Here is a 22,167-nt window from a genome sequence, read left to right as displayed (position 1 = left end):
CTTTGGTGTCAGGCTTCAGGCTTAAAAAATATACCGTGATTTAGATAAATAAAGATGCGGTATCAGGTGTTATAAATGACAAGAATTATGCCGGCGCCGGTACAGGGCGCTTCAGAAGATGCAATGTCGATGCTGGAATATGTGCATGATTTCGGCGGCCGCAAAGTGCTCTTTGTTATGGCTTCACCTTCTGAATACGGGCCGCATTTGCAGGCTATGTTCAAACCGCTGATCACCGGTATCGGGCCTGTGGAGGCTGCGGTTGTGGTTTCTGCTGTGCTGGCTGATCTCTCGATGCGTGGTGCTTTGCCTGATCTGGTGGTATCACTTGGCTCTGCCGGTTCTGCCAAGCTGGTGCAGACCGAGATTTATCAGGCAGTGAATGTTGGCTATCGCGATATGGATGCATCTGCCCTTGGCTATGCCAAAGGGCAGACGCCTTCGGCAGATTTTCCGATTATTATTCCGTTGCCTTATCATATACCGGGCATTGCCAGCGCCTCGCTGTCTACCGGCGCCAATATCGTAACCGGCTCGGCTTATGACGAGATTGATGCGGATATGGTGGATATGGAGAGTTTTGCAATTTTGCGCACATGTCAGCGTTTTGCCGTGCCACTGATTGGCCTGCGCGGCATATCCGACGGCGATGAAACGGTTAAGCAGATTTCGGACTGGACACGCTACCTGCATATTATTGATGAAAAACTGGCGCAGGCTGTGCGCCTGCTTGAGGCCGCGCTCCTGCAGGGAACTCTGGTTAAGGCAACCGGACATCCTGATCCCGGCCTGTACAAGGCTGATCTGGAGCGCACGGTGCCTTTGACGGTTAAATCCGGAGACTGATTGCGGGGAGGGCAATTTATGCCCTGAATTATTGTCACGGGTTACGATTCCTTCTTGCAAGATTTTTTATTTTTCATTAGATGCTGCCCATGAGCACCCATCCCGACACCATCCTTATCATCGACTTTGGCAGTCAGGTCACGCAGCTGATAGCGCGGCGTGTGCGTGAGGCCGGGGTTTATTCTGAAATTGTGCCGTTCCAGCTGGCTGATGAAGCATTTAAGCGGATCAATCCGCGTGCGGTCATCTTGTCCGGAAGCCCGCACTCAACCACCGATATTGGCAGCCCGCGTGCACCGCAGGCAGTGTTTGAGGCCGGCATTCCGGTGCTTGGCATTTGCTATGGCGAGCAGACCATGTGCGAACAGCTCGGCGGCAAGGTGGAAAGCGGCCATGACCGTGAATTTGGCCGCGCTTTCCTTGATGTGCAGGAAGACAGCGCCTTATTTGCCGGCTTATGGGCAAAAGGCACCCGTCATCAGGTTTGGATGAGCCATGGAGACCGGGTAACCGCACTGCCTGAAGGTTTCAGAATTATCGGCACCTCAACCAATGCGCCTTATGCTGCTATCGCCGATGAAAAGCGCAAATATTACGGCGTTCAGTTTCATCCTGAAGTGGTGCATACGCCGGATGGTGCAAAATTATTGCAGAACTTTGTCCATAATATTGCCGGTATCAAGCCGGATTGGACAATGTCGGCCTATCGTGAGCAGGCGGTTGAAGCAATTCGCAAACAGGTGGGCAAGGGCAGGGTTATCTGTGCGCTTTCTGGCGGGGTGGATTCATCAGTTGCCGCATTGCTTGTTCATGAAGCGGTGGGGAAACAGCTTACCTGTATTCTGGTTGACCACGGCCTGATGCGTAAAAACGAAGCCGCAGATGTGGTGGCAATGTTCAAGGAACATTATAATCTGCCGCTGATTTTGGTGAATGCGCAGGATCGTTTTATTTCTGCGCTTGAGGGTGAAACCGACCCAGAAAAGAAACGCAAAACCATTGGTCGTCTGTTTATCGAAGTGTTTGAGGAAGAAGCCAATAAGCTTGGCGGCGCGGATTTCCTCGCGCAGGGTACGCTCTATCCGGATGTGATTGAGAGTGTTTCTTTCACCGGCGGCCCTTCGGTTACGATTAAGTCGCATCATAATGTGGGCGGCTTGCCGGAGCGTATGAATATGCAGCTGGTGGAGCCGTTGCGCGAGCTTTTCAAGGATGAGGTGCGGGTGCTTGGTAAAGAGCTTGGCCTGCCTGATTCATTTATCGGTCGCCATCCGTTTCCAGGACCCGGCCTTGCCATTCGCTGCCCTGGCGGCGTGACCCGTGAAAAGCTGGAAATCCTGCGTGAGGCCGATGCTATTTATCTGGATGAAATCCGCAAGGCTGGCCTTTATGATGCAATCTGGCAGGCCTTTGCCGTGTTGCTTCCGGTGCAAACCGTTGGTGTTATGGGGGATGGCCGCACCTATGAATATGTCTGTGCACTGCGTGCTGTGACATCAGTAGACGGTATGACGGCAGATTTTTATCATTATGATATGAACTTCCTTGGCAATGCGGCAACCCGCATTATCAATGAGGTGCGCGGTATTAATCGCGTGGTCTATGATGTGACCTCAAAACCCCCGGGCACTATAGAGTGGGAGTGATCCCACGTCTGGCATAGCTAGGCACGACACGGCATAAAAAGCCGCTAAGCCCGCGTAATTGCGGGCTTTTTTATTTTTTGGTGTGGTATTGTCTGGCACCACTTGGCAGCCTCAAGCAAGATTTTTTCATGGCATCAAACTTGGTATCATGAGCTGTCGATACCATGAGTCGCGCCGATACCATGCCATGTTTATCCACAGGGTCATGGTATTGAAAATTTATAGTCTATTGTTTTTAATGGATTTTTGTTGATTTTTGGCGTGATTTTCAATCATGGTATCAGAATGGATGTGGAGATCCTCTGATGCTGACCGATACCAAGCTGCGCAACCTCAAGCCTCAAGACAAGCTGTACAAGGTGAACGATAGGGATGGCCTATATGTGGCTGTCACGCCTACCGGCACCATCTCGTTCCGCTACAACTACACCATCCATGGTAGGCAGGAGACGATCACCTTCGGGCGCTACGGCCTGGGTGGCATTAGCCTGGCCGAAGCGCGAGAGCAACTGGGTGAGGCCAAGAAGATGATTGCGGCGGGCAAGTCTCCGGCCAAGGAGAAGGCCCGCGACAAGGCGCGTGTCAAAGATGCGGAAACCTTCGAGGCTTGGGCGCAGAAATGGCTGCGCGGCTACCAGATGGCTGACTCCACCCGCGATATGCGAAGGTCAGTTTATGAGCGTGAGCTATTGCCGAAGTTCGGCAAGATGAAGCTGGACGAGATCAACCATGAAGACCTGCGAGCGTTGACCGATGCCATTGTGGAGCGCGGCGCACCGGCCACAGCGGTGCATGTGCGTGAGATCGTGCTGCAAGTCTATCGTTGGGCTATCGAGCGTGGTCAGAAAGTCGAGAATCCAGCAGAGCTGGTGCGGCCAGCCAGCATTGCCCGGTTTGAGCCACGCGACCGTGCATTGACGCCTGACGAAATCGGCCTGATGTACCAGTACATCGAGCGTATCGGCACGACGCCATCTATCCGCGCTGCGGCCAAACTCTTGCTGCTGACGATGGTGCGTAAAAGTGAACTGACCAACGCCAAATGGAGCGAGATCAGTTTCAGCGAGGCGTTGTGGACGATCCCCAAAGAGCGGATGAAGCGCCGTAACCCGCATCTGGTCTTCTTGTCCCGACAGGCACTGGATATTTTCATCGCTCTGAAAACCTTTTCGGGCGGCTCTGAGTACGTGCTGCCGTCACGTTACGACATCGACGCGCCGATGAGCAGCGCCACACTGAATCAGGTGCTGACGTTGACCTACAGGCTGGCGCAAAAAGAGGGCAAGTCGTTGAGCAAGTTCGGCCCGCATGACCTGCGGCGTACGGCCAGCACCTTGCTGCACGAGGCAGGGTACAACAGCGACTGGATCGAGAAGTGTCTTGCGCACGAGCAGCGGGGCGTGCGGGCGGTCTACAACAAGGCGGAATACCGCGAACAGCGGACGGCCATGTTGCAGGACTGGGCGGACATGATTGATGAGTGGGCAGTAAGGGGCGTGAGGCCCTAGAGTGTGGTTGCGTAGCCTGTGAGGCTTGTTCAGGTCGGTTTGGCGTAAGGGTCAAGCTTCTTGATGGCTTCCGATGGGGCTTTGTTACATGCCTTGCACCATTCCACGAATTCGGCTAAGTCGATGTACTGCTCGCCTCGCTCTACCTTGGATACATAGCTTTGGCCACGACCTAGCTTGCAGGCAAGTTCAACCTGCGTGAGACCTGCGTTCATGCGGGTTTCACGAAGCAGGTTTCGTATTGCCTCGTAGACTTGACTATAGAGCATCTTTCGATGCTATAGTCTGCTTTTGAATATTCGAATTTAGACTATTTCGGGTGCTACTAGGAACCCAAACAGTCTTGCATGTTTATCTCTTGGTTAGTGCCGAAAAATGAACAAAAAGCTCATCGTGATTATCGTGGCGGCAATTGTTGCTGTGTTGGTTCTTGTGATTAATGTCAGCGATAGCGGCGGGGCAGATAGCCAGCCTACCTTGGGAGCCGATTCGATGCCTGCAACGAAGGGCTTCACGCATACGGCACCAAAAAATAGCGATGCTAGGTACAAAGAATTCTGACTGCCAACAAGATGCATCTGCCGGTTGGTTTCCGCTGAATCGTTTCGGGTTTCCATGAGATGTTGGCAAGGTATAGGGAATAATATTTCGGCCCGCCAAGCATAGAGTCAGAAGCGTCAGGTTATTTCATGGACGGTTTTCCAGCAGTCGTTTCAGTCGATCTCTTTTTGTGTCTCTTGATCGCGGCTGATACAGCTTGACGTGAGGCATTGAGCTCACGTGCGATGTCTGATTGACTCATGCCTTGAGCCTGCAACTTTTGGATATTGCCAATCGCTGTTCTTGGCGCTTTGCTGTCTTGCAGCAGCCTATATGCCTCGCGTCGCACATAGGCGTGCGCTTCTATATCCCAAGCTGGGAGTGCCCCACTATTGATGCCTTGAGACCAGACTGCATCCATCAGGATTGCATATTCTGCTTTGAATCTGCGGTCGCGTTGGTAGGCTCGCCGGGCCTCATCGCTTCGTCTTGGATTATGAAATTCGCAGTAAAGCTTGCTCGGTTTTGCGGCAGTTTCATCTTGTCCTGGCTTCCTTGTGATCCAGGCCAGTTCGCCATGCTTTGCCCACTCTTGATATAGGGTGATTCGCTCGACACAGTCTCGAAAGCCAGCGACGGAGCGATCACCACGCATTTCAACCACGTCACAGTATTTGCTGTATAGCCGGGATGCGGCATAGCGCCCCAGCTCGCCGGTTAACGCCCGCTCATATCGTTTTACGATTGCATCGGCCTTCTCTGCGGCGGCATCCCTGATGGACTGTGTCAGGCCAACGACTTTTGCATTTCCTCTGAGCAGTCGTTTGATGACCTGCGGCGAATCCAAGTTGGTTGAATATTCAGTCGTACGCCAGCAAAGCTCGCAGAAACACCATGCGTAGTGATTGCTCAGCTTGGTGCGGATGCGCTGAGATGATGTCTCGGAATATCTTGTGATCTGCTGGTAAATAGGATCGAAGCCTTGTTTTTTCATGGCCCTGATTGTGCTGCTGTAATGTCAACTTCATTCTAACTTTTTTGAGAGTCCATACAAGCACTGGCCGGTATCGTCAGGCAACTGATTGATACGGAGGTCTCGTGCAAATGGAACGCAAAATACTGATCAACCGCAAAAAGCTGCACGCCATGATTCCATTGGCTGAGCGGACGATCTACAACATGGAGCAGCGTGGTGAATTCCCTCGACGTATTGTCTTGACCAGCCGCAATGTGGCGTGGGATTTGGACGAAATCGAGGCCTGGATTGAGGCGCGTAAGCTATCAAGCATTTCCGCACTACGTCCTGGAATTGGCGCGTAAACACGAGTTCATCTTCACCGTGTTAAACGTGGCTCGTAGCGAATGCACGATGGAAAAGGCGCTAGCGCAGCCTGATGCAGATGACCGTGGGCAAAGCGATTTCTTTGTCGCCGACATCCTAGATCCAGCGCCGAAAAATGATGTGGCCAGTATGGAGCACCCTATATTTGCGCTGCGTGCAGGTGATAGAAAGGTGCGTCGGTACGAACGCAATGGGCATACGCTAACCGTTTTTCCGGGCGCGACGGGTTGCGCGACGATCCATGACAAGGATCTTTGGATCTATTGCATCAGCCAGTTGGTTGAGGCAGGCAATCGAGGCCGTGAAATCACGACAACTGTCCGCTTCACAGCATTTGATTTCCTGACGGCGACCCATCGTGATACAAGTGGCCGCGCCTATGAACGCATGGTCGAGATGCTGCGCCGCCTGAAAGGTACGGTGGTAGAGACCAGCATCGAAACGGCAGGCCTTCGTGAACGCAACGGCTTTGGCTTAATAGAAGGGTGGCGAGTGATAGAGCGAGCACAAGACAATGGACGCATGATGGCTGTTGAGGTGGACTTGCCGAGGTGGTTATTCCGCTCAGTTCAGACAAAACGGGTGTTGACACTATCGAACGCCTATTTTCGTCTACGCAAACCCTTGGATCGGCGTATCTACGAGCTGGCACGCAAGCACTGCGGGGAGCAACCACGCTGGCGCATATCGTTGGCGGTGCTGCATCAAAAAAGTGGCAGCACGGGCCCATTACGTCGTTTTCGCTTTGACCTGAAGATGCTCGCCGAATCTGGCAACCTGCCAGACTACTTGATGGCTGTTGACGTAAAGCGCGATATGGTCACGTTTTACGCCAATGGCCCAAAAGGCAAGTTGGCTGAAGTGAAGGACATGCTGGCTGGACGGTCACATGCATCGCTGGCAGCGCATCAGAAAATACGTTCTCCTAGATCGAGAGGGCGCTGACTCCATGCTGACCGCTTGATGGCTCGTCCAGGTAGGTTGTTTTGGCACTGTGGATAAGCTGAGTTGCCCTGTGAATCACATCGTGCTTTTAGGAACGCTAGCCTGTGGATAGTATCGTGCTTTCAGGAACGCCAGTATCGTGCTTTTAGGAACAAAAGTCTTGAATATTTAAATTAAATCAATGGTTTGCGAAACCGTAACGCGCGCGCGGTTTTAACTTTTTTATATTATTTAACGCGGCGGCCTAGCGTTGCTCCGATGTTACGCGAGGAAAAATCACAGGCTACTTGGCCTTGCCTTTTACTGACCAATGCAATGCAGTCAAACCTGTGAGGTTCTATGGTTTGGATCAAGCTGTTTTAGGCAATAGTTTGGACGGATCAAAGGCTTGTCCGCTTTTCCACACGGCATATGCAATGCGTAGCAACTTACGAGCCAGAATCACAATCGATTCTGTGCCCGCTAAGCCTCGGGCACGATAGGCTTCATACACTGGTTTACATGCCGTACTGCGGCAGGCCGACATCGCTGCCAAATACAGTTGTCGGCGCAGCAGAGCCGGCCCACGCTTGCTGATACGACGACGCCCTCGCTTAGTCCCTGAGTCATTGGGCCGTGGATCGAGCCCGCTATACGCGACTAAGGCATCCGCATTAGCAAAGGGAATACGATTGAGCAGTTCGGTCAACAAGGCCGCTGTCTGTTGACCGATGCCGCTCACACTACGCAGGCGTTGATATCCCTGTTCGAGCTGTGGGTCATTCTCAATCAAATGCCGTATTTGTTGATCCATCGAAGCCAGCACAACATCAAATCCATGTTGCAACGCTTGGGTATCTACACCTGATAGATCCACGTCGGTGAAGGCCTGGCGTAAAGCGCTCTGGTGAGTGATCACTTGAGCGCGACGAGACAGCAGTTGACGCAACTGTTGTTGTTCGGGGGTAAGCGGTTGCCAGGCCTGCAGGTTGGATTGATGCTCTTGCAGGTAGCGGACAATGACCTCTGCATCAATGTTATCGGTCTTGGCTCGGCTGCCGAGTGCTCGTGCATAGTAAAAGACATCACGCGCGTTCAAGATATAGACCGTCAAGCCATGCAGATAAGCCAACTGGGCCAGTAAGGCGTGGTAACTGCCCGTTGACTCCATGGCAATCCGCGCGTGTTCTGGCACTGTTTTTAACCAACGTGTAATGCCAGTCGCCGTGTTGGCAATGATGCAGGGCCGCTGGCCCGCTACGCTGATCACAAGCTCAGCCTTGGCAACATCGGCACCGATATAAAGCACAGTCGTTTGCATGGGAGCACCTCCAAAGCGCACAATAAGTAACGTCGGGGTGTACGCCATCCGGCTCGTTGACTTGCGTTCAGATCGGCGGTCGCAGTTCGATGAACAGCGCCGCTCAGTTCCTTATCGACGGTGATGGGTGGGGCGGGAGAATTCTCACGGTATCGGTCCGGCATTGGCCGATAGTTCAGAGTGTCCCTCCACCCCGACAACCTAACCATACAAGTTCAGGGCTCTCGTAGCTCAAGCCTCAGGTTTGTAAAAAAGCACCAAAAGGGGGGAGTCTGGCTATGCCTGCAATAGGGCTGTTCCCACGGGTTGAGTGGCGGCCGGTCCAGTGCGGCTTGCTCCGTGCTTGTAAGGCCTGGAGGCCTTGGCCCCCAATGTACGGATATGCCCTTGCAGTCCGGTGCAACGACCCTTTTTTGAGTTTGAAAAATAGTCTTGAGACGATATTGGCTGAATTTTTGACATTGTTCCCGTACATTGGGGACCGTGTTGCTCCTGCCGCAAGACGGAAGCAGAAGGGACAGGTCGAATATCGCTGCGCAGATAGGTTTGTTGGATGCTCCGATCGGTTGCTCGCACGGAGGGGCCGCTAGTCGGAAGGTCAGAATATTCCATCAACCTCTGGCGAGAAGGTGATTTTCTTTTGGTGTATGCGATTTAATGCAATTTAGTGCGACGGAATGCGAGCATCCGCGAATAAATGCGAACAAACGCGATTTTGTGAGATTCCGCGTTTCAACAGCCGTGATCGCAAATAATCGCGTTCAAGCAAACGGCAAGATGTGTGTTGTAGGCCTACAAGCGTAGCTTGTTGACCTACAACACAGGTCTTACTCGCCAGTGGCTCGACATCAATCTTGCTCTGCGAGGCAGGTATTCGCTGCCGCGACTCAAGGGTTTTCCTGTCATCACGAGTGCTGTGATGAGCATGTGCCCCGAGTCTGTTGGTGGCATTCAGAATAGAGGACGAAAGTATGACGATGCATAACCCGCCCCATCCGGGGCAACTGATCAAATACGATGTGATGGCCCCACTAGGCCTCTCGTTGCCAGAAGCGGCCAGCAGATTTCACGTCGAGGCACAGTATCTTGATGATGTGCTATCTCAACGTGCAGGGTTGAACACAGCACTGGCAGAAGGGCTGGAAGGTGCTGGGTTCAGCACTGCGCGTGCTTGGCTAGCAATGCAGGTTGCGTTTGACCGCTCCAGGAGTGGTCTGGCATGAATGTGTACAGAAAACGGTGGTTTTCTGAACAGTTCAAAGTGGCACGCTTTACCGCCGCCAAGGCCGTCATCTGGTGTCAATATTGGCGTCAATGTTTCAATGTCCCGGGTGCGTCCATGAATCAAACGCATAGGATACGTCCGCGTTTTAACGGATGAGAGATGCCTTGATTAGCCAAGCAGCGGGCAAGTCAAATGACCAGCCCCGCTGCGTTGGTGAACTACTTCACCACCTCCATTAGCTTGCCGAAGCTGTCCACCACATCATACTTGACGTTTTCCGGGGCAAAGCGGCGATTCATTTCATCGAAGAATTTTCGGGCGCATTTGATCTTGGTTTTCTCGATCTCGCGCAGATCCATCGACGACATCGAGCCTTTGGTTTCCGCTACGAAATAGATGTGCTTGACCGCTCCTTCCTTGAAGCTGATGGCCCAGTCGGGGTTGTAGTCGCCAACTGGAGTGGGAATCAGGAAGCCGCGTGGCAACTTGGCGTAGACCACGACTTCATTGGCCGTATCCAGCTCTTTGACGAACTCCCGCTCGACCTTGGAATCGGTCACTACATAGTCGTAGATATGCCGCTGGAGCTTGTCACCGGCATTACTGAAATCCTGCTTGGATTGTCCAGCGGTGAAAATATCCAGATCAAACTTGTCCTCGACCGCATCGTAGGCCAGATGCTCGATGATGACGGTGGCTTTTTGTTCGTTGATCAGGCGTACCGCCTCGGCAATGAAGCTCTCGGGGTTGGTCTTGAACTGCGCAAAAATCGCAACATTAATCCCTTTGAGGATTTCCGTCACCGTCCGGCGCGTCAATTGCGTGCCCTCGGCCAACTTGCCGATCAGGTCGTATTTGACAGCTGAATGGATCGATTGCTTGTTGTACTCGGTCTCTGTTTCGGCAATCTTGAAACTGTCTCCACGCTTGAGCGCCTCACTAGTCACCTGATCAATCTGCTCGCCTGTCTGAATGGTGTACTGCAGCGGCGTGACGCGCAGGGCAGCGTCCAGCTCCTTGACCGCCTTTTGCACCAATTCATCCGAGTCAAAATCAACGCTATAGGCAGCCTTGCGGTTGATGCGACTCCACAGGGCCTTGAACTCCTGCTTATCGAAGTTGGCGTTGAGCGGATTTTGCTTCGGCTTGCGGTCGTCGCCGATGTCTGGCAGTTGGTCCTCGCTGAATACGCTGTCGATCAGCTTGAAGACCTGTTCTGTATACGGCGCCAATTCAGGTGGCAACTCAGCCAGGCCACCGTCCTTTTTGGCCTCGTGGTATGTGCTGGTGATGTGATCAGCGTCGTCGGTGTAGTCGTGTTTGAGCAGATATTTATAGATCTGCTTGGCGAGCTGCGGTGTGATCGCGACATCGCCAGATTCCGTCTTTAGCACCTTGCCGCTGAAGTAGGCCTCGTCCGCGACTCGTGGACGTGCCGACAGCGATTTACTGATGTCATCCTGCAGTGCCGCCACAAAGTTCTTATAGCTCTCACTGGCCACCACCGTCAGCACGTTTACATCATGCACCGTGGCCGGGTGATCCATCCGGTCACCATTCTGATTGACCGACAGACGCAGACCCCGGCCTACTTCCTGGCGGCGCGTGACTTCGTTGTTGTAATCCGGCTGCTTGAGGAAGCAAATCACAAACACGTTGGGGTTGTCCCAGCCTTCCCGCAGGGCCGAATGCGAAAAGATAAAACGCACCGGCTCGCCCATCGACAGCAGCCGTTCTTTATCCTTCAGGATCAGATCGTAGGCGTCCACATCGTCGGAGAGTCCAGCATTCTCACCGCGTTTGGCAACCGTGGGATCGGCAAGTCGCTTGGTCTTTTTGTCGATAGAAAAGTAGCCGCTGTGGGTCTTATCGGCCGCAATATCCTTCAGGTATTTGATGTAGGGCGTCTCATCCAGATCAAGCATCTCGTTGAGATACAGCTTGTACTCCTCTTCGAAGACACGGGCGTACTCGCCTTTCTCGTCGGAAGCGGAATAGTCCCGGTACTTGGCCACCTCATCAATGAAGAACAGAGTCAGCACCTTGATGCCTTGCTGGAACAGCACCTGTTCCTTGTCGAAGTGCGCCTTGATCGCTTCTCGAATCTGGATGCGACGCAATGCCCCTTCGGTCACGTCGCCGGTGGCGTCACCGACGGATAGCTCCACGCCATTGGTAAAGCTCAGCGTATCGGTATTGGCATTGATATCAGAGACGACGAAGCCATCGCGATACTGATCCAGCCCGTTGGAAAGCTCAAACAGGTTGTCGCCTTTGCCCAGCTTACGAACGACACGCTTGATATTGCCGCCCGTCAGCTTCTGCTCGAACTCCACCCGCGCCTCGGGCGGCTTCTTGCTCGAAATCTCGATGGATTGCAGGTAAAGGTAGCCCGCTGTCCCCGCCAGTCCCTTCACCGCGATACCGCGCACGGTGATCTTCTTCACCAGCTTCTGGTTGTAGGCGTCCAGCGCATCGAGCCGGTGAACCTTGTTGTGGGTGGTCTTGTGGGTGGCCGAGTAACGCAGCACCATCAGTGGCTTGAAGTTGACCAGAGAATCCAGAGTCTTGCCGCCTTCCATCTTCTGCGGCTCGTCCAGGATCAGGATCGGACGGTTGGCACTGATCACGTCGATGGGTCTGCGCGACTGGAAGTCGTCCAGTTCCTCGTAAATGCGCCGGTTGTCCTTGCCAGTAGCATTGAACGCCTGCACGTTGATTACCATCACGTTGATGCCCGCATCCGACGAAAAGCTCTCCAGGTGGTGCAACTGCTTGGAGTTGTAGATGAAAAAGCGCGCCTTCTTCTGATAGTTCTCCAGGAAGTGTTCAGCGGTAATCGCCAGCGACTTGGCCACGCCCTCGCGGATGGCAATGCTGGGCACCACGATGATGAACTTGCTCCAGCCATACAGCTTGTTCAGCTCGAAAATGGTCTTGATATAGCAGTAGGTCTTACCCGTGCCGGTTTCCATCTCCACGTCCAGATTCACGCGGGCGATCTTGGTTTTGGCCGGCGCGTCGGAAACGGGCAGGTTCTGCTGACGCTGTACCTGCTGGATATTGTCGAGCAGGGCTGCGTCTGACAGCACCAGATCGGCGTTCTTAAAACCTGCATCTTCGCCCAAAGTGCTGCCAATGGTTTTCCCTTTAGAAGCCTTACCGGGGTCGATACGGTAACTGATGGCCTCAGAGGAAGCGGGCGGCTGCCCCTTGAAGCAGTCCACCACCGCCTGCACGGCGGCAGTCTGGTAGGCCTGGGTCTTGAATTTGAGTTTCATGCCTCACCGCCTTTTAGTTCTTCTTCAATTTCTTCAATACTGGGCAAGCTGCTTTGCAGGGTTTGCGGCAATGCGCGGGTCAGCTCAAAACCAGATACCCCGATGGGCTTGGTCATATCACGCAACGCATATTCGGCCAGCACACGGTCGGGCTGCTGGCACAGGATCAAGCCAATGGTCTGACCATCGGTTTCGTGGCGCAGCAGATCATCGACCACGCTGCAATAGAAATTCACCTTCCCCGCATATTCCGGTTTGAAGTCGCCACGCTTGAGCTCGATCACCACATAGCGACGCAGCTTCAAGTGATAGAAGAGCAAATCGATATAAAAATCCTTACCGGCCACTTCCAGATGGTATTGACGGCCCACAAAGGCAAAGCCCTGACCCAGCTCCAGCAGGAATTTTTCCAGATGTGCGATCAGCCCGGTTTCCAGCTCCCGCTCATGGAAACCGGCTTGCAGCGTGAGAAAGTCAAACAGGTAAGGGTCTTTCAGCGTTTGCTGCGCCAAATCCGAGTCAGGCGATGGCAACAGCTGGGTGAAGTTGGTCACCGCGTTGCCAGAGCGCTCATGGGCAATCGACTCAATCTGCATCAACAAGATATTGCGGCTCCAACCGTGCTCGATGGCCGCCTGCATATACCAGCGCCGCGTGGGCAAATCCTTGACCTTGGCCATCAGCTCGGCCTGGTGCCCCCAGGGCAAGGCGCACAGCAGCTCAGCAGGGAGAAGTGCCACGGGCTGTGGCACTTCTCGATTCGCCGCCATTTGTGCCACAGGCTGTGGCACAAATTCCAGATGGGGATATTCCCGATAAAACGCCAGCATTCGCTTGATATTACGCTCGGAAAAACCCTTTTCCTCGGGCAATTCGTTGTGCAGGTCGCGGGCCAGTGTGGGGATCACGCCCGTCCCCAGCCTTCCTGTTGCTGCCGAGCGTCGATCAGTGCCCCAATCTCCCAGTAAAGGCGGATCAGCTCGGCATTGACGGCCATCACCGCCCGCGTCTGGGCATGGCGAATCCGCTGCTTGATGTCGGTCAGCACCTGCCGGTAGGAGGCATCGTGAGTAAGCTTTGTCATAGACAGCCTCAGATGCTCTTCACTTCAGTGCCGGGCGACAACAGCTTGAAGATCTGCTCCACATTGATCTTGACGGTGCTGTCCTTGAACCCCGCATCGCGGAACACCACGCGCAGGGGCTTGTGCGTGGCCAGTTCCTTGACAAAGGTTTCGTCGATGCCGCCATGCGCGTCAAAGCAGGCGGCCAGCGCGTTGCCATCAATGAAGTACACGTCCTTGCCCAGGATGGTCTTCTTCTGAATGGGCAGGGCAAGATCGACACCCCAGTCCAGCATCACCTGGAACAGCAGGTCTTCCGCCGTCCGGCCGGGTTTGATGTTGTCCACGAACAAGTCGAGGTTGGATTTGTCCAGTGCGTCGGGCGCGTAGTAGACGTCGGCCATGTTGGATGTGTCGATCTTGAGGCTCCGAAATCCGACGTCTTTGTTCCAGCCTTCGTGACAAGTTCCGCTAATGACGCTCTTGCCCGCCCGGCGAATGCGCTCACGACTGACTTCCGGAATGGACTTGAAGCCCGCCTTATATGCGGCTGAGTCTTCATTTGCCTTTTCGTCAAGCTGGGCCATCACGAAACGACGATTGCCGCCGTCGGTAGCATTTTGCAGCATGACCGAATGCGCCGTTGTTGAAGAGCCGGCGAAGAAATCGATCACGATGTCGTCGCCCTCGGTTAGCATTTCGACGATTTCCTGAAGCACAAGCTCGTCTTTCGGGAAATCAAATAGGTCGCCATCCATCAACGCGCGCAGCCGTTTCGAGGCTGCGCGTCCATCTTGATAGAACACGCTGTAGGGCGTTTGCTGCTCTTTGTCTTTCAAGTAGGACTTGATGCAGGGAACAGCGTTTTCATCGTCACCAAAATGCACACGGTTATCGTCGATCCATTCCTGCATACGCTTGGGATCGCTGGTCATCCAACCCCTGGAAGGAACCTTGACGGGCTTCTTGGTTACTGGATGAAGCACTTCGTATTTCGGCCCACCACCTCCGGGCCATGAAATATCCGCAGCGAAGTAGACACCGCGCTCATCTATGTTGTTGTAATGCTTGTGATCCTTCGATGGATTTCCATCGGCAAGAGAGCGATACCATTGCCTCAAACCTTCGGTCATTGCCTTGTAGTCTTTGCCGTACTGACGCTTCAGTCGTTCGTATTGCGCGTAGATTTCGTCGAGTCCCTTCTTGCGCTGCCGCCACGTGATTTGTTTCGTGCGAAGGTACTCGACATCGCGGGCATAGCAAACGATGTACTCGTGAGAGACCGACACCAGCCGGGAGTCATTCTTGCGCCCAGCGGCCCAAACCATATCGGCGACGAAGTTCGACTGACCAAAAACCTCATCCATCAGCAAGCGTAAACGGGGATGCTCCCCTTCATCGCAGGAGACAAAGATAGCTCCATCCTGTGCCAGCATGTTTTTGGCAAGACGAATGCGAGGTGCGATCATCGTCAGCCAATTGGAATGAAAACGCCCATTTCCTTCTGGATTGGCTACGAGACGCGTACCTTCTTCGTCGCGCTCGCCTGACGCGATCTGGTGAGCGGTTTCCCCTGAAGAAAAACTGTCTTTATAGATGAAATCCTTGCCCGTGTTATACGGCGGATCGATGTAGATCATCTTCACCTCGCCCAGATAGGTCTCCTGCAGCAGCTTCAACGCATCCAGGTTATCGCCCTCGATGAACAGGTTCTTCGTGGTATCGAAGTCCACGCTTTCCTCGCGCACCGGGCGCAGGGTTTTGGCAATCGGCGCATTGGCCGTCAGCAGTGCCTCGCGCTTGCCGGGCCAGTTGAGGTGATAGCGTTCCTGTGGGCCTTCCACGATAACGTCGGACAGCTCCTGCCGAAGCTGGTCGAAATCCACCGCCAGTTTCACACTGCCGTCTTCGCCCTTGGCTTCCGTCACGCAGCCGGGAAACATCTCGCGGATGCGGGCGATATTGTCTTCGGTCAGGTTGGGGGAGTGCATTTTCAATTTACCCATCGTATTTTCCACGTGTAATTCTTAATACTGTTTCAAGCAACACCCATACGGTTCTCGTAATGCTGCTGGAAGCCCGCTTCGTCGAACACGGCTTTAAATTTTTCCAAATAATACGCAAGATCATAATCTGCGTAGTCCATGATGCTGAAGTTGATGCCGTCCTTATGCGACCCTCTATCCAGGAATCGCGCCAACGCCACGAATCGGTTATCTTGCTGCTCCAGCTTTCCTAAAGCAGCTTTGAATTCTTCGTCCTTGTTGTTGAACGAGAAGAAGTGCTCAAGAATACAGCGCATGGTGTTTGGCACAACATGGGCTGGCAATTGCTGATCTCTCGCCTCACGGAGGATGAACCAAAGGGCATCATAATCATTCATCAGTTCACTCGACTTCATAGAACTGACTTGGGTGTGCGAATTCTTGGTCACTCTGAATAGCTGGCACTTCTTGTTCTTATCGGTCGCACCAAGCTGCTTCATCAGCTCGTGCAAGAAGAATAGGTTATGCGTCAGCACAATGACTTGGCGAACCTTTTGGCCGCCAGCCGGCGCGATCAATTCCTTGCAAATGACGGCTGCGATGTCAAAAACGTAGTTGACCGAAAGACTAGAAATTGGATCGTCTATAACAACAATGGTCTTGTCCAGTTGGAACGTCTCGTCTTCGTTCACTGACCCTTTCAGCAGCTCTATGTAATAGAGAAAGGAAATCAGCGTCTTCTCTCCCTCGCTTAATGACTTCAATTCGCCACCGTTTTGCCCTTGCCGCTTTAGGCAATACAGACTTTCTTGCTCTGACTTTCTGGCGATAGAAAAAGCTGAAATCCCCATACTGGATAGGCGCTGATTGATAGCAACCATCGCCGCATCCACACCTGTCTGCTTTTGGCGGAGCTCGGTCAGAGTTACGCTAAGCGGCCCTAACTTTGACTCTAGCTTACGGTCTTCTTTGTCGTATTCAGCCTTTTGGTCGAGAAGCGGCGCAGTCATGGCGTCGTATGTAGAAAATGCTGCAGCTCTGTCTCGGCGGAGAATTTTCCAAAATTCGGCCTTAATACGGCGTTTTTCCGCATCACGGTCAGAGATGCGCTGATTGAATCCGGAAATTCGCTGGTTGATGACGGCGAGCTTATCCAGTAAGTCTCCCAGACTGGATTCAGCAATACTGGCAAGCTCGCTTGGTTTTTCAATTTTCGCTTTCATTGCGACCAGATTGGTCTGCAAGACCAACTTGAGCGCAGACCATGCGCTTGCCAGCCCAGCATCTTCCTTGGCAAACGGGTCTTGTAGTGCTTGATTGACCGATGCCTCTAATTCAGAAATTGCGGCTTCATACCTCTGGGCGAGGCTTTGTATATGATCAATTTTTGTTTGCCTGCCACCATCCAGTAACTGGGAGAGCTCGGCGAGCAAATCATGCGGCATTGTCTGCTGGCAAAAAGGACACTCCGAGTCATGTGCAAACTCCCGTCCTTTGTTGATCCAGTCGCTATTTCCCCACTTTTCGATGAGCGGAGCCAACCTACTTTGCCCCGATACAACGATATGTTCCTGCCAGATTGCATCAAGCTCGATCGCTTGGAATCCCGGTTGGCTCAAACTTAGCTTGGACTTCTGGGGTTCAGTCCCTGATGCCTCTGCCAATCGTTTCTTTAAGTTTTCAATCGTATCCAGCTCTTCATCTTCGGCAACCTGGATAGCCTTCAGTGCGTCAAAAAATTTCTGTCGATTATTCCCATAGCCTTGTATCAACGGCTGCAGCTCTCCGTCGCTATAGGCGGAATGAGCTTTCCAAACCTCGGCCAAGGCCGTATTTTTCGCAGCAGTCAACGAACTCGCCGTTGATGCCGTTAGATCCTTTAACTCTTCGCGTCGCGCTTCAATAGCGGCAATCTCTGGTGTTATTTCTTCAATTTTCTTTTGCGACTGCGTATCCAGTTCGCCCAAGGTGAAGATGCCCGGTATTCCAGCCACACCACCAATCACACGATCAACGAAGTCACGGTTATAGACCACGGGGCGATATGCTCCCTGACCGGCAGTCTCAATAGCACAATGAGCGAAATCTGGATTTTTCTCGCCCCAACCATGGATTACCTCACCGATGGACGACTTGCCAGCACCGTTCAGACCGTAGAAGAACACGGGCTTCTGGGTGCTCGTATCGAGTTCGATTTCAACCGTTTCGGTAGGGTGAAAGCTCTTGTAGTTAGAAATCGCAATTTTCTTTAGCATCGTCGCCCCCAATATGAGTCAAATCATATAGCTCTAATTTTTTCAGCGTTTTAATATTTCAAGCTCGTTCTTCAACTGCCGCAATTGAGCATTGATCTCCACCTTGCGGTTGAATTGTTTTTCCTTGGCCAGCCGAGCTGAGGTTTTGTCCACCTCACGTTGTTTGGCCTGCGCTTGTTCAACGCGCGCGATCAGTTCGGCCAGCGTTTCTTGCGGCCGCGCTGGCAAAGGGATTAGCCGATGAAGCAGTTGTTCGTACAGGCCGCCCAGGTGCAGAGCGATAGGCATAGTGGTGCGCTCGCAGCCAGCCGGAAACCACTTCGATGCAAAGTAATCCGAGAGCACCCGGCGGCTAGCATCGGCTTCGTTCGGGCGCTTGTAGGCGGCGACCACCTGCGCTCTGCCATCGAAGTTCAGCTCGAACACAATGGGGAACGGGATGGCCCCGTCGATGCTGCGCAATACGTCCCTATGTAGTTCCGGTCCTTTGAGTTGGATACTGAATATCTGAATCTCTGGCACACCGGGCCGCTCGGGCAGATGGAGCGTTTCCGGCGCCAGCTTAAATGCCCAGACGATCTGTTCCACCTGCTCGACGAACAGTTCTTTCAGCCGGGTGTTGGCCCCGCCATGCTCGTATACCTTGCTTTTGGGCAGAACGCGGTCAACGGCGGCCTGCTTTGGGTAAGCGATCAGCGCGGACTGTTGTGTAGTTGCTGCCTGACTCATTCAGCCTCCTGAATCACGATAAAGCTGATGAGTTCGAAGTCGTCCAGCCCCGAGATGGTGTTGGTCAGCGCCGTGGTTTTGCCTCCGCTGAACAGGCTGTCCAGATCCTTTTCTTCCTTCACGTCGATCATTGACCGGATGGATTGGCTCAGAAGGTCGGAATAGGTCTGCATCTGGCGACCTTCGACCGTTTCCTGATTGAAGCGCTGGCAGGCTTCGACGATGGGTTTGTCCTGGCCCTTGCAGCAGCTACGCACCAGGTCGAGCAGGCGCTTGACCTCGGTGTGATCGTGAACGACCTCGCCCTCACGACTGATATAGACGAGGTAGTATGGGTGCAGGTGGTTGTGCTGGTTGAGATTGATGTCGCCTGTTTTGGAAGAAAGAGCGCGGTTACGCAAGGTGAAGATCGCCCCTGGCGGCAAGCCTATCTCGGGCCTGGCAGGAACCACGGCGTGCATACCATTGGGCGCATTGCTTAGTTCGCCGTGTGCCTTGACGTAGTTGAGCAGGTCCATGCGGAAGTCATTCAGCCCTAAGTCGGTGATGGAAACACCGGTTTTCAAATCTTCCAACTCGATGACTTCCTCCTGCAGGCGGCGCAGTTGCTCCTTGCGGTACGACACGTCGTTGGCCTGCGCGGACAGCACATTGTCGTCACCGGTGGCGGTAACGTCGGCGATCATCATCCGGCTTTCGACGCGCTCCTTGAGGTTGATGTATTCGTCAAGCGAAATGTCGGGCCAGTAGTTAACCAGCTGGATGCTGCTGTTGGGCGAGCCGATACGATCCACGCGGCCGAAGCGCTGAATGATGCGCACCGGGTTCCAGTGGATGTCGTAGTTGATCAGGTAATCGCAATCTTGCAGGTTCTGGCCTTCGGAAATGCAGTCGGTGCCGATCAGCAGGTCAATCTCGTGAGGCTCGTCTGGCAGCACTACTGCCTTCTCTTTCGAGCGCGGCGAAAACAGGGTGAGCAGTTCCTGAAAGACATAGCTGCGCTTGTGTGTGCCGCTCTTGATGGTGGACTGCGGCGCGCCCTTGCCGGTGACCTTAGCAGTGTGGATGGCGTGCCTGGCCAGCAGCTCCGGCGCAAGATTGGCGTACAGGTAATCGGCGGTATCGGCAAAGGCAGTGAAGATCAGTACCTTCCTATTACCGGGGTTGATGGGGTTGTCGATCTTGCCGAGCAGTTGCGCCTTGAGGTGCTGCAACTTAGCGTCGTCCTGCGGGGTGATCTTGTTCATTGAGGCCAGCAGGCCGCCGATAACCTGCAAGTCCGCGTTGAGTTCGTGCTCCCAGGATGGCAAGTCCATGTCAGCGAGGCTGATCTTGATCTTGCCGCCGATCTCGTCGCTGGGCATTGGCAGGTCGTCGTCCTCGGCATCCAGCCCCTCCAGCATTTCCGTAAGGTCACCCACTGTCGCCGCGCCACCGGATTTTTTGAACACGGCAATTTTGGCCAGCGTCGCTTCGTTGTTGGCGCGCAGCGATTGCAGCGTGAGCCGGAACGACTGCACCGAGCTTTCAAGCCGTTTGAGCAGGTTGGTCGTCATCAGGGCCTGCAGGCTCTTTTCCCGGTCAGCCTGACGCAGCGTGCCCTTGCTGCCGACCTTGGTGTCGTAGATTTCCTCGTACTTCTTCAGACGACTGGGCAGGATGTAGCTGATGGGCGCGTATACGGCCAGTTTGAGCAGGGAAAGCTGCTCGAAAATTTCGTTGAAGTCGAGCACATCCGGCTGCTCGGTCAATGGGCAGCGGAACGACAGCGGCTTGCGGCGCTCGGGAAACTGGCCGATGTCCTTGGTGTCGTAGAAGGTTTGGATGTGCTTGCGTGAGCGTGCAATAGTGACGCTGTCGAGCAGCTCGAAGAAGTCAAAATCCAGCGAATCAAGAATTGCTCGCGCGGTGCGTTCTTCCGGGGGCAGCTTTGACCACGTGTTGAAGGCTGCCTGGGCACTGCGAAAGACCTCTTCCACCGACTTGCTGGTGCGCAACTTCTTGCTAAGGTTCTCAGAGTCACCCTCGTAGGCCAGCGCAAGCTGATTGCGCAGGTCGTTGAAACGGTTGTTGACTGGTGTGGCCGACAGCATCAGCACCTTGGTCTTCACCCCTTCCTGAACGACCTTACGCATCAGCTTCTGGTAGCGCGTTTCCTTGTCCTTGTAGGCGTCGTTGTTACGGAAGTTGTGCGACTCGTCGATGACGACCAGATCGTAGTTGCCCCAGTTGATGCGGTTGAGCGGTGTGCCGAAGGATTCTCCGCTGGTGCGCGAAAGATCCGTATGGCACAGCACGTCGTAGCTGAACCGGTCGCGGGCGAAGATGTTGATCTTCAGGTTGCGGTTGTAGTTGAGCCAGTTGTCGGCCAGCTTCTTGGGGCAAAGTACCAACACGGATTTGTTCCGCAACTCGTAGTACTTGACCACGGCCAGCGCAGTGAAGGTCTTGCCGAGGCCGACGCTGTCGGCCAGGATGCAACCGCTGTAGGTTTCCAGCTTGTTGATGATGCCGGTAGCCGCATCCTTCTGGTAGTTGAAGAGCTTGTTCCAGATCAGCGTGTCCTGGTAGCCCGTGCGATCGTTGGGCAACACGTCTTCGTCGATGTCGTCGAGGAACTCGTTGAAGATGTTGTAGAGCATCAGGAAGTAGATGCTCTCGGGCGAGTTCTCCTGATAGACCGAGGCGATGTGCTCGCAGATCTGCGCAGTCACGTCCTCCAGTTTGTCGGAGTCGTTCCAGATCTGGTCGAACAGACTGAGGTAGGTAGCCGCAAATGGTGTCTCGTCCATCTTGTTGACGAGATTGGACACCGCATTTCCTTGTTGGTAGCCGAGATCGACAGCGGTGAAGCCGTGCAGGGGCATGTACGCCGTGTCGGTACCGCCAGCCTGCACGCAGGCGAACTGCTGCATGGGCGCTTTGGTGCGATTGCTTTTGAACGTAGCCTTGCGCCGTATCCAGTCAGCACACTCCTTGGCCACCGCCCGCTGGGTGAGCTTGTTTCGTAACTGAATTTCAAATTCGCTGCCGTACAGGCTGCGCTCCCGGTCGAGCTTAGGGATGTGGAACTCCTTGCGTTCCTTGCGAATTTTGTCGGTGACCTCGTTGGCCACAAAGGTAGGCGAGGTGAAGATGAAGTTCAGTTCGTCAATCTTTTCCAGCTCGGCTTTCAACGCCTCGAAGGCGTACATCGAGAAGCACGAAGCGGCGATCTTGAGCCGCGCGCCGGGCCTAAGGGTCTGCTTAAGATCGTCGCCCAGCAGGCGGCTGATGTTGTCGATCAGTTCCATCAGTCGCCAGCCCCGGAGTCTTTGTTAGTCAGGTTGGCGGCAATCCACTCGTCCAGATCGCTGCGCCGAAAGCGCCACGTGCCGCCCAGCTTGAAACCAGGAATTTTCTTGGCTGCCGCGAGCCGATAGATCGTTCGCTCTGTAACCTTCAGATATTCGGCAACTTCCTTGATTGTCAGAATTCCGCTTTCGCTATTGCTGGGCATAAG

17 protein-coding genes and 1 pseudogene are annotated in these 22,167 nt (G+C 53.9%); 7 read left to right on the top strand and 11 right to left on the bottom strand.

Features of this window, described 5'->3' with window-relative positions; genetic code table 11:
• Positions 1-129 precede the first annotated feature (129 nt).
• The 3 genes from ACSTTO_RS12170 (at position 130) to ACSTTO_RS12160 (ending at position 4,000) form a co-directional block, all read left to right on the top strand.
• Positions 130-846, top strand: a complete 717-nt coding sequence (locus ACSTTO_RS12170) for a 5'-methylthioadenosine/S-adenosylhomocysteine nucleosidase (protein ID WP_439273815.1) — start codon at positions 130-132, stop codon at positions 844-846.
• Between the two features lie 89 nt (positions 847-935).
• The gene (gene guaA / locus ACSTTO_RS12165; RefSeq protein ID WP_500690827.1) at positions 936-2,492 is read left to right on the top strand and encodes a glutamine-hydrolyzing GMP synthase; all 1,557 of its coding nucleotides are present in this window, start codon (positions 936-938) and stop codon (positions 2,490-2,492) included.
• 305 nt (positions 2,493-2,797) lie between these two features.
• On the top strand, positions 2,798-4,000 hold the full coding sequence (locus ACSTTO_RS12160) for a tyrosine-type recombinase/integrase (RefSeq protein ID WP_439273470.1): 1,203 nt from the start codon (positions 2,798-2,800) through the stop codon (positions 3,998-4,000).
• A gap of 29 nt (positions 4,001-4,029) precedes the next feature.
• Here the strand turns inward: ACSTTO_RS12160 and ACSTTO_RS12155 are convergent, their stop codons facing one another.
• A complete protein-coding gene (locus ACSTTO_RS12155; protein ID WP_439273469.1) occupies positions 4,030-4,269 on the bottom strand; it encodes a helix-turn-helix domain-containing protein in 240 nt (79 codons plus the stop codon).
• A gap of 106 nt (positions 4,270-4,375) precedes the next feature.
• Here ACSTTO_RS12155 and ACSTTO_RS12150 point away from each other — a divergent pair, with 106 nt between their 5' ends.
• On the top strand, positions 4,376-4,561 hold the full coding sequence (locus ACSTTO_RS12150; protein ID WP_439273468.1) for a hypothetical protein: 186 nt from the start codon (positions 4,376-4,378) through the stop codon (positions 4,559-4,561).
• Positions 4,562-4,682: 121 nt separating this feature from the next.
• Here the strand turns inward: ACSTTO_RS12150 and ACSTTO_RS12145 are convergent, their stop codons facing one another.
• Positions 4,683-5,534, bottom strand: coding sequence for a hypothetical protein (locus ACSTTO_RS12145; protein WP_439273467.1), 852 nt, complete (start codon positions 5,532-5,534; stop codon positions 4,683-4,685).
• Between the two features lie 110 nt (positions 5,535-5,644).
• Between ACSTTO_RS12145 and ACSTTO_RS12140 the strand changes: the two genes are divergently transcribed.
• Both ACSTTO_RS12140 and ACSTTO_RS12135 read left to right on the top strand, forming a co-directional pair.
• Positions 5,645-5,860, top strand: a complete 216-nt coding sequence (locus tag ACSTTO_RS12140) for a helix-turn-helix transcriptional regulator (protein ID WP_060185955.1) — start codon at positions 5,645-5,647, stop codon at positions 5,858-5,860.
• Entirely contained in the window at positions 5,850-6,827 is a 978-nt protein-coding gene (locus ACSTTO_RS12135; protein WP_439273466.1) for a replication initiator protein A, read from the top strand. The genes ACSTTO_RS12140 and ACSTTO_RS12135 overlap by 11 nt, the downstream gene beginning before the upstream one ends.
• Positions 6,828-7,176: 349 nt before the next feature.
• Here the strand turns inward: ACSTTO_RS12135 and ACSTTO_RS12130 are convergent, their stop codons facing one another.
• Positions 7,177-8,127 carry an IS110 family RNA-guided transposase gene (locus ACSTTO_RS12130; protein ID WP_439273465.1) on the bottom strand — a complete coding sequence of 317 codons (951 nt, stop codon included), beginning with the start codon at positions 8,125-8,127 and terminating at the stop codon, positions 7,177-7,179.
• Positions 8,128-9,098: 971 nt separating this feature from the next.
• Between ACSTTO_RS12130 and ACSTTO_RS12125 the strand changes: the two genes are divergently transcribed.
• On the top strand, positions 9,099-9,350 hold the full coding sequence (locus ACSTTO_RS12125; RefSeq protein ID WP_035268079.1) for a HigA family addiction module antitoxin: 252 nt from the start codon (positions 9,099-9,101) through the stop codon (positions 9,348-9,350).
• Positions 9,351-9,570: 220 nt separating this feature from the next.
• On the opposite strand, the gene ACSTTO_RS12120 is transcribed toward ACSTTO_RS12125, so the two are convergent.
• The 8 genes and pseudogenes from ACSTTO_RS12120 to mads1 all read right to left on the bottom strand — a co-directional run bounded on the left by ACSTTO_RS12120 (position 9,571) and on the right by mads1 (position 22,164).
• Positions 9,571-12,633, bottom strand: a complete 3,063-nt coding sequence (locus ACSTTO_RS12120) for a type III restriction-modification system endonuclease (protein WP_439273464.1) — start codon at positions 12,631-12,633, stop codon at positions 9,571-9,573.
• Positions 12,630-13,229 (bottom strand): PDDEXK nuclease domain-containing protein, encoded by a 600-nt coding sequence (locus ACSTTO_RS12115; protein WP_439273814.1) that lies wholly within the window; start codon positions 13,227-13,229, stop codon positions 12,630-12,632. The genes ACSTTO_RS12120 and ACSTTO_RS12115 overlap by 4 nt, the downstream gene beginning before the upstream one ends.
• Positions 13,230-13,259: 30 nt before the next feature.
• Positions 13,260-13,630: pseudogene (locus ACSTTO_RS12110) on the bottom strand (DUF1016 N-terminal domain-containing protein); the annotation flags it as partial.
• Between the two features lie 95 nt (positions 13,631-13,725).
• Positions 13,726-15,702, bottom strand: a complete 1,977-nt coding sequence (locus tag ACSTTO_RS12105; RefSeq protein ID WP_439273463.1) for a site-specific DNA-methyltransferase — start codon at positions 15,700-15,702, stop codon at positions 13,726-13,728.
• 32 nt (positions 15,703-15,734) lie between these two features.
• Positions 15,735-17,936, bottom strand: coding sequence for an AAA family ATPase (locus tag ACSTTO_RS12100; protein ID WP_439273462.1), 2,202 nt, complete (start codon positions 17,934-17,936; stop codon positions 15,735-15,737).
• A gap of 42 nt (positions 17,937-17,978) precedes the next feature.
• The gene (locus tag ACSTTO_RS12095) at positions 17,979-18,665 is read right to left on the bottom strand and encodes a DUF4391 domain-containing protein (RefSeq protein WP_439273461.1); all 687 of its coding nucleotides are present in this window, start codon (positions 18,663-18,665) and stop codon (positions 17,979-17,981) included.
• Positions 18,662-21,958 (bottom strand): helicase-related protein, encoded by a 3,297-nt coding sequence (locus tag ACSTTO_RS12090; protein WP_439273460.1) that lies wholly within the window; start codon positions 21,956-21,958, stop codon positions 18,662-18,664. The genes ACSTTO_RS12095 and ACSTTO_RS12090 overlap by 4 nt, the downstream gene beginning before the upstream one ends.
• Positions 21,958-22,164: a methylation-associated defense system helix-turn-helix domain-containing protein MAD1 gene (mads1, locus tag ACSTTO_RS12085; RefSeq protein ID WP_321266027.1), complete on the bottom strand. Its 207-nt coding sequence runs from the start codon at positions 22,162-22,164 to the stop codon at positions 21,958-21,960. Before mads1 ends, ACSTTO_RS12090 begins: the two co-directional genes overlap by 1 nt.
• Positions 22,165-22,167: the final 3 nt, after the last annotated feature.

The sequence above is a fragment of the Pseudochrobactrum albidum genome, assembly GCF_051851455.1.
GTDB lineage: Bacteria > Pseudomonadota > Alphaproteobacteria > Rhizobiales > Rhizobiaceae > Pseudochrobactrum.
Note: the sequence above shows the minus strand (reverse complement) of the source record. Positions and strands in the feature narration are given on the sequence as shown.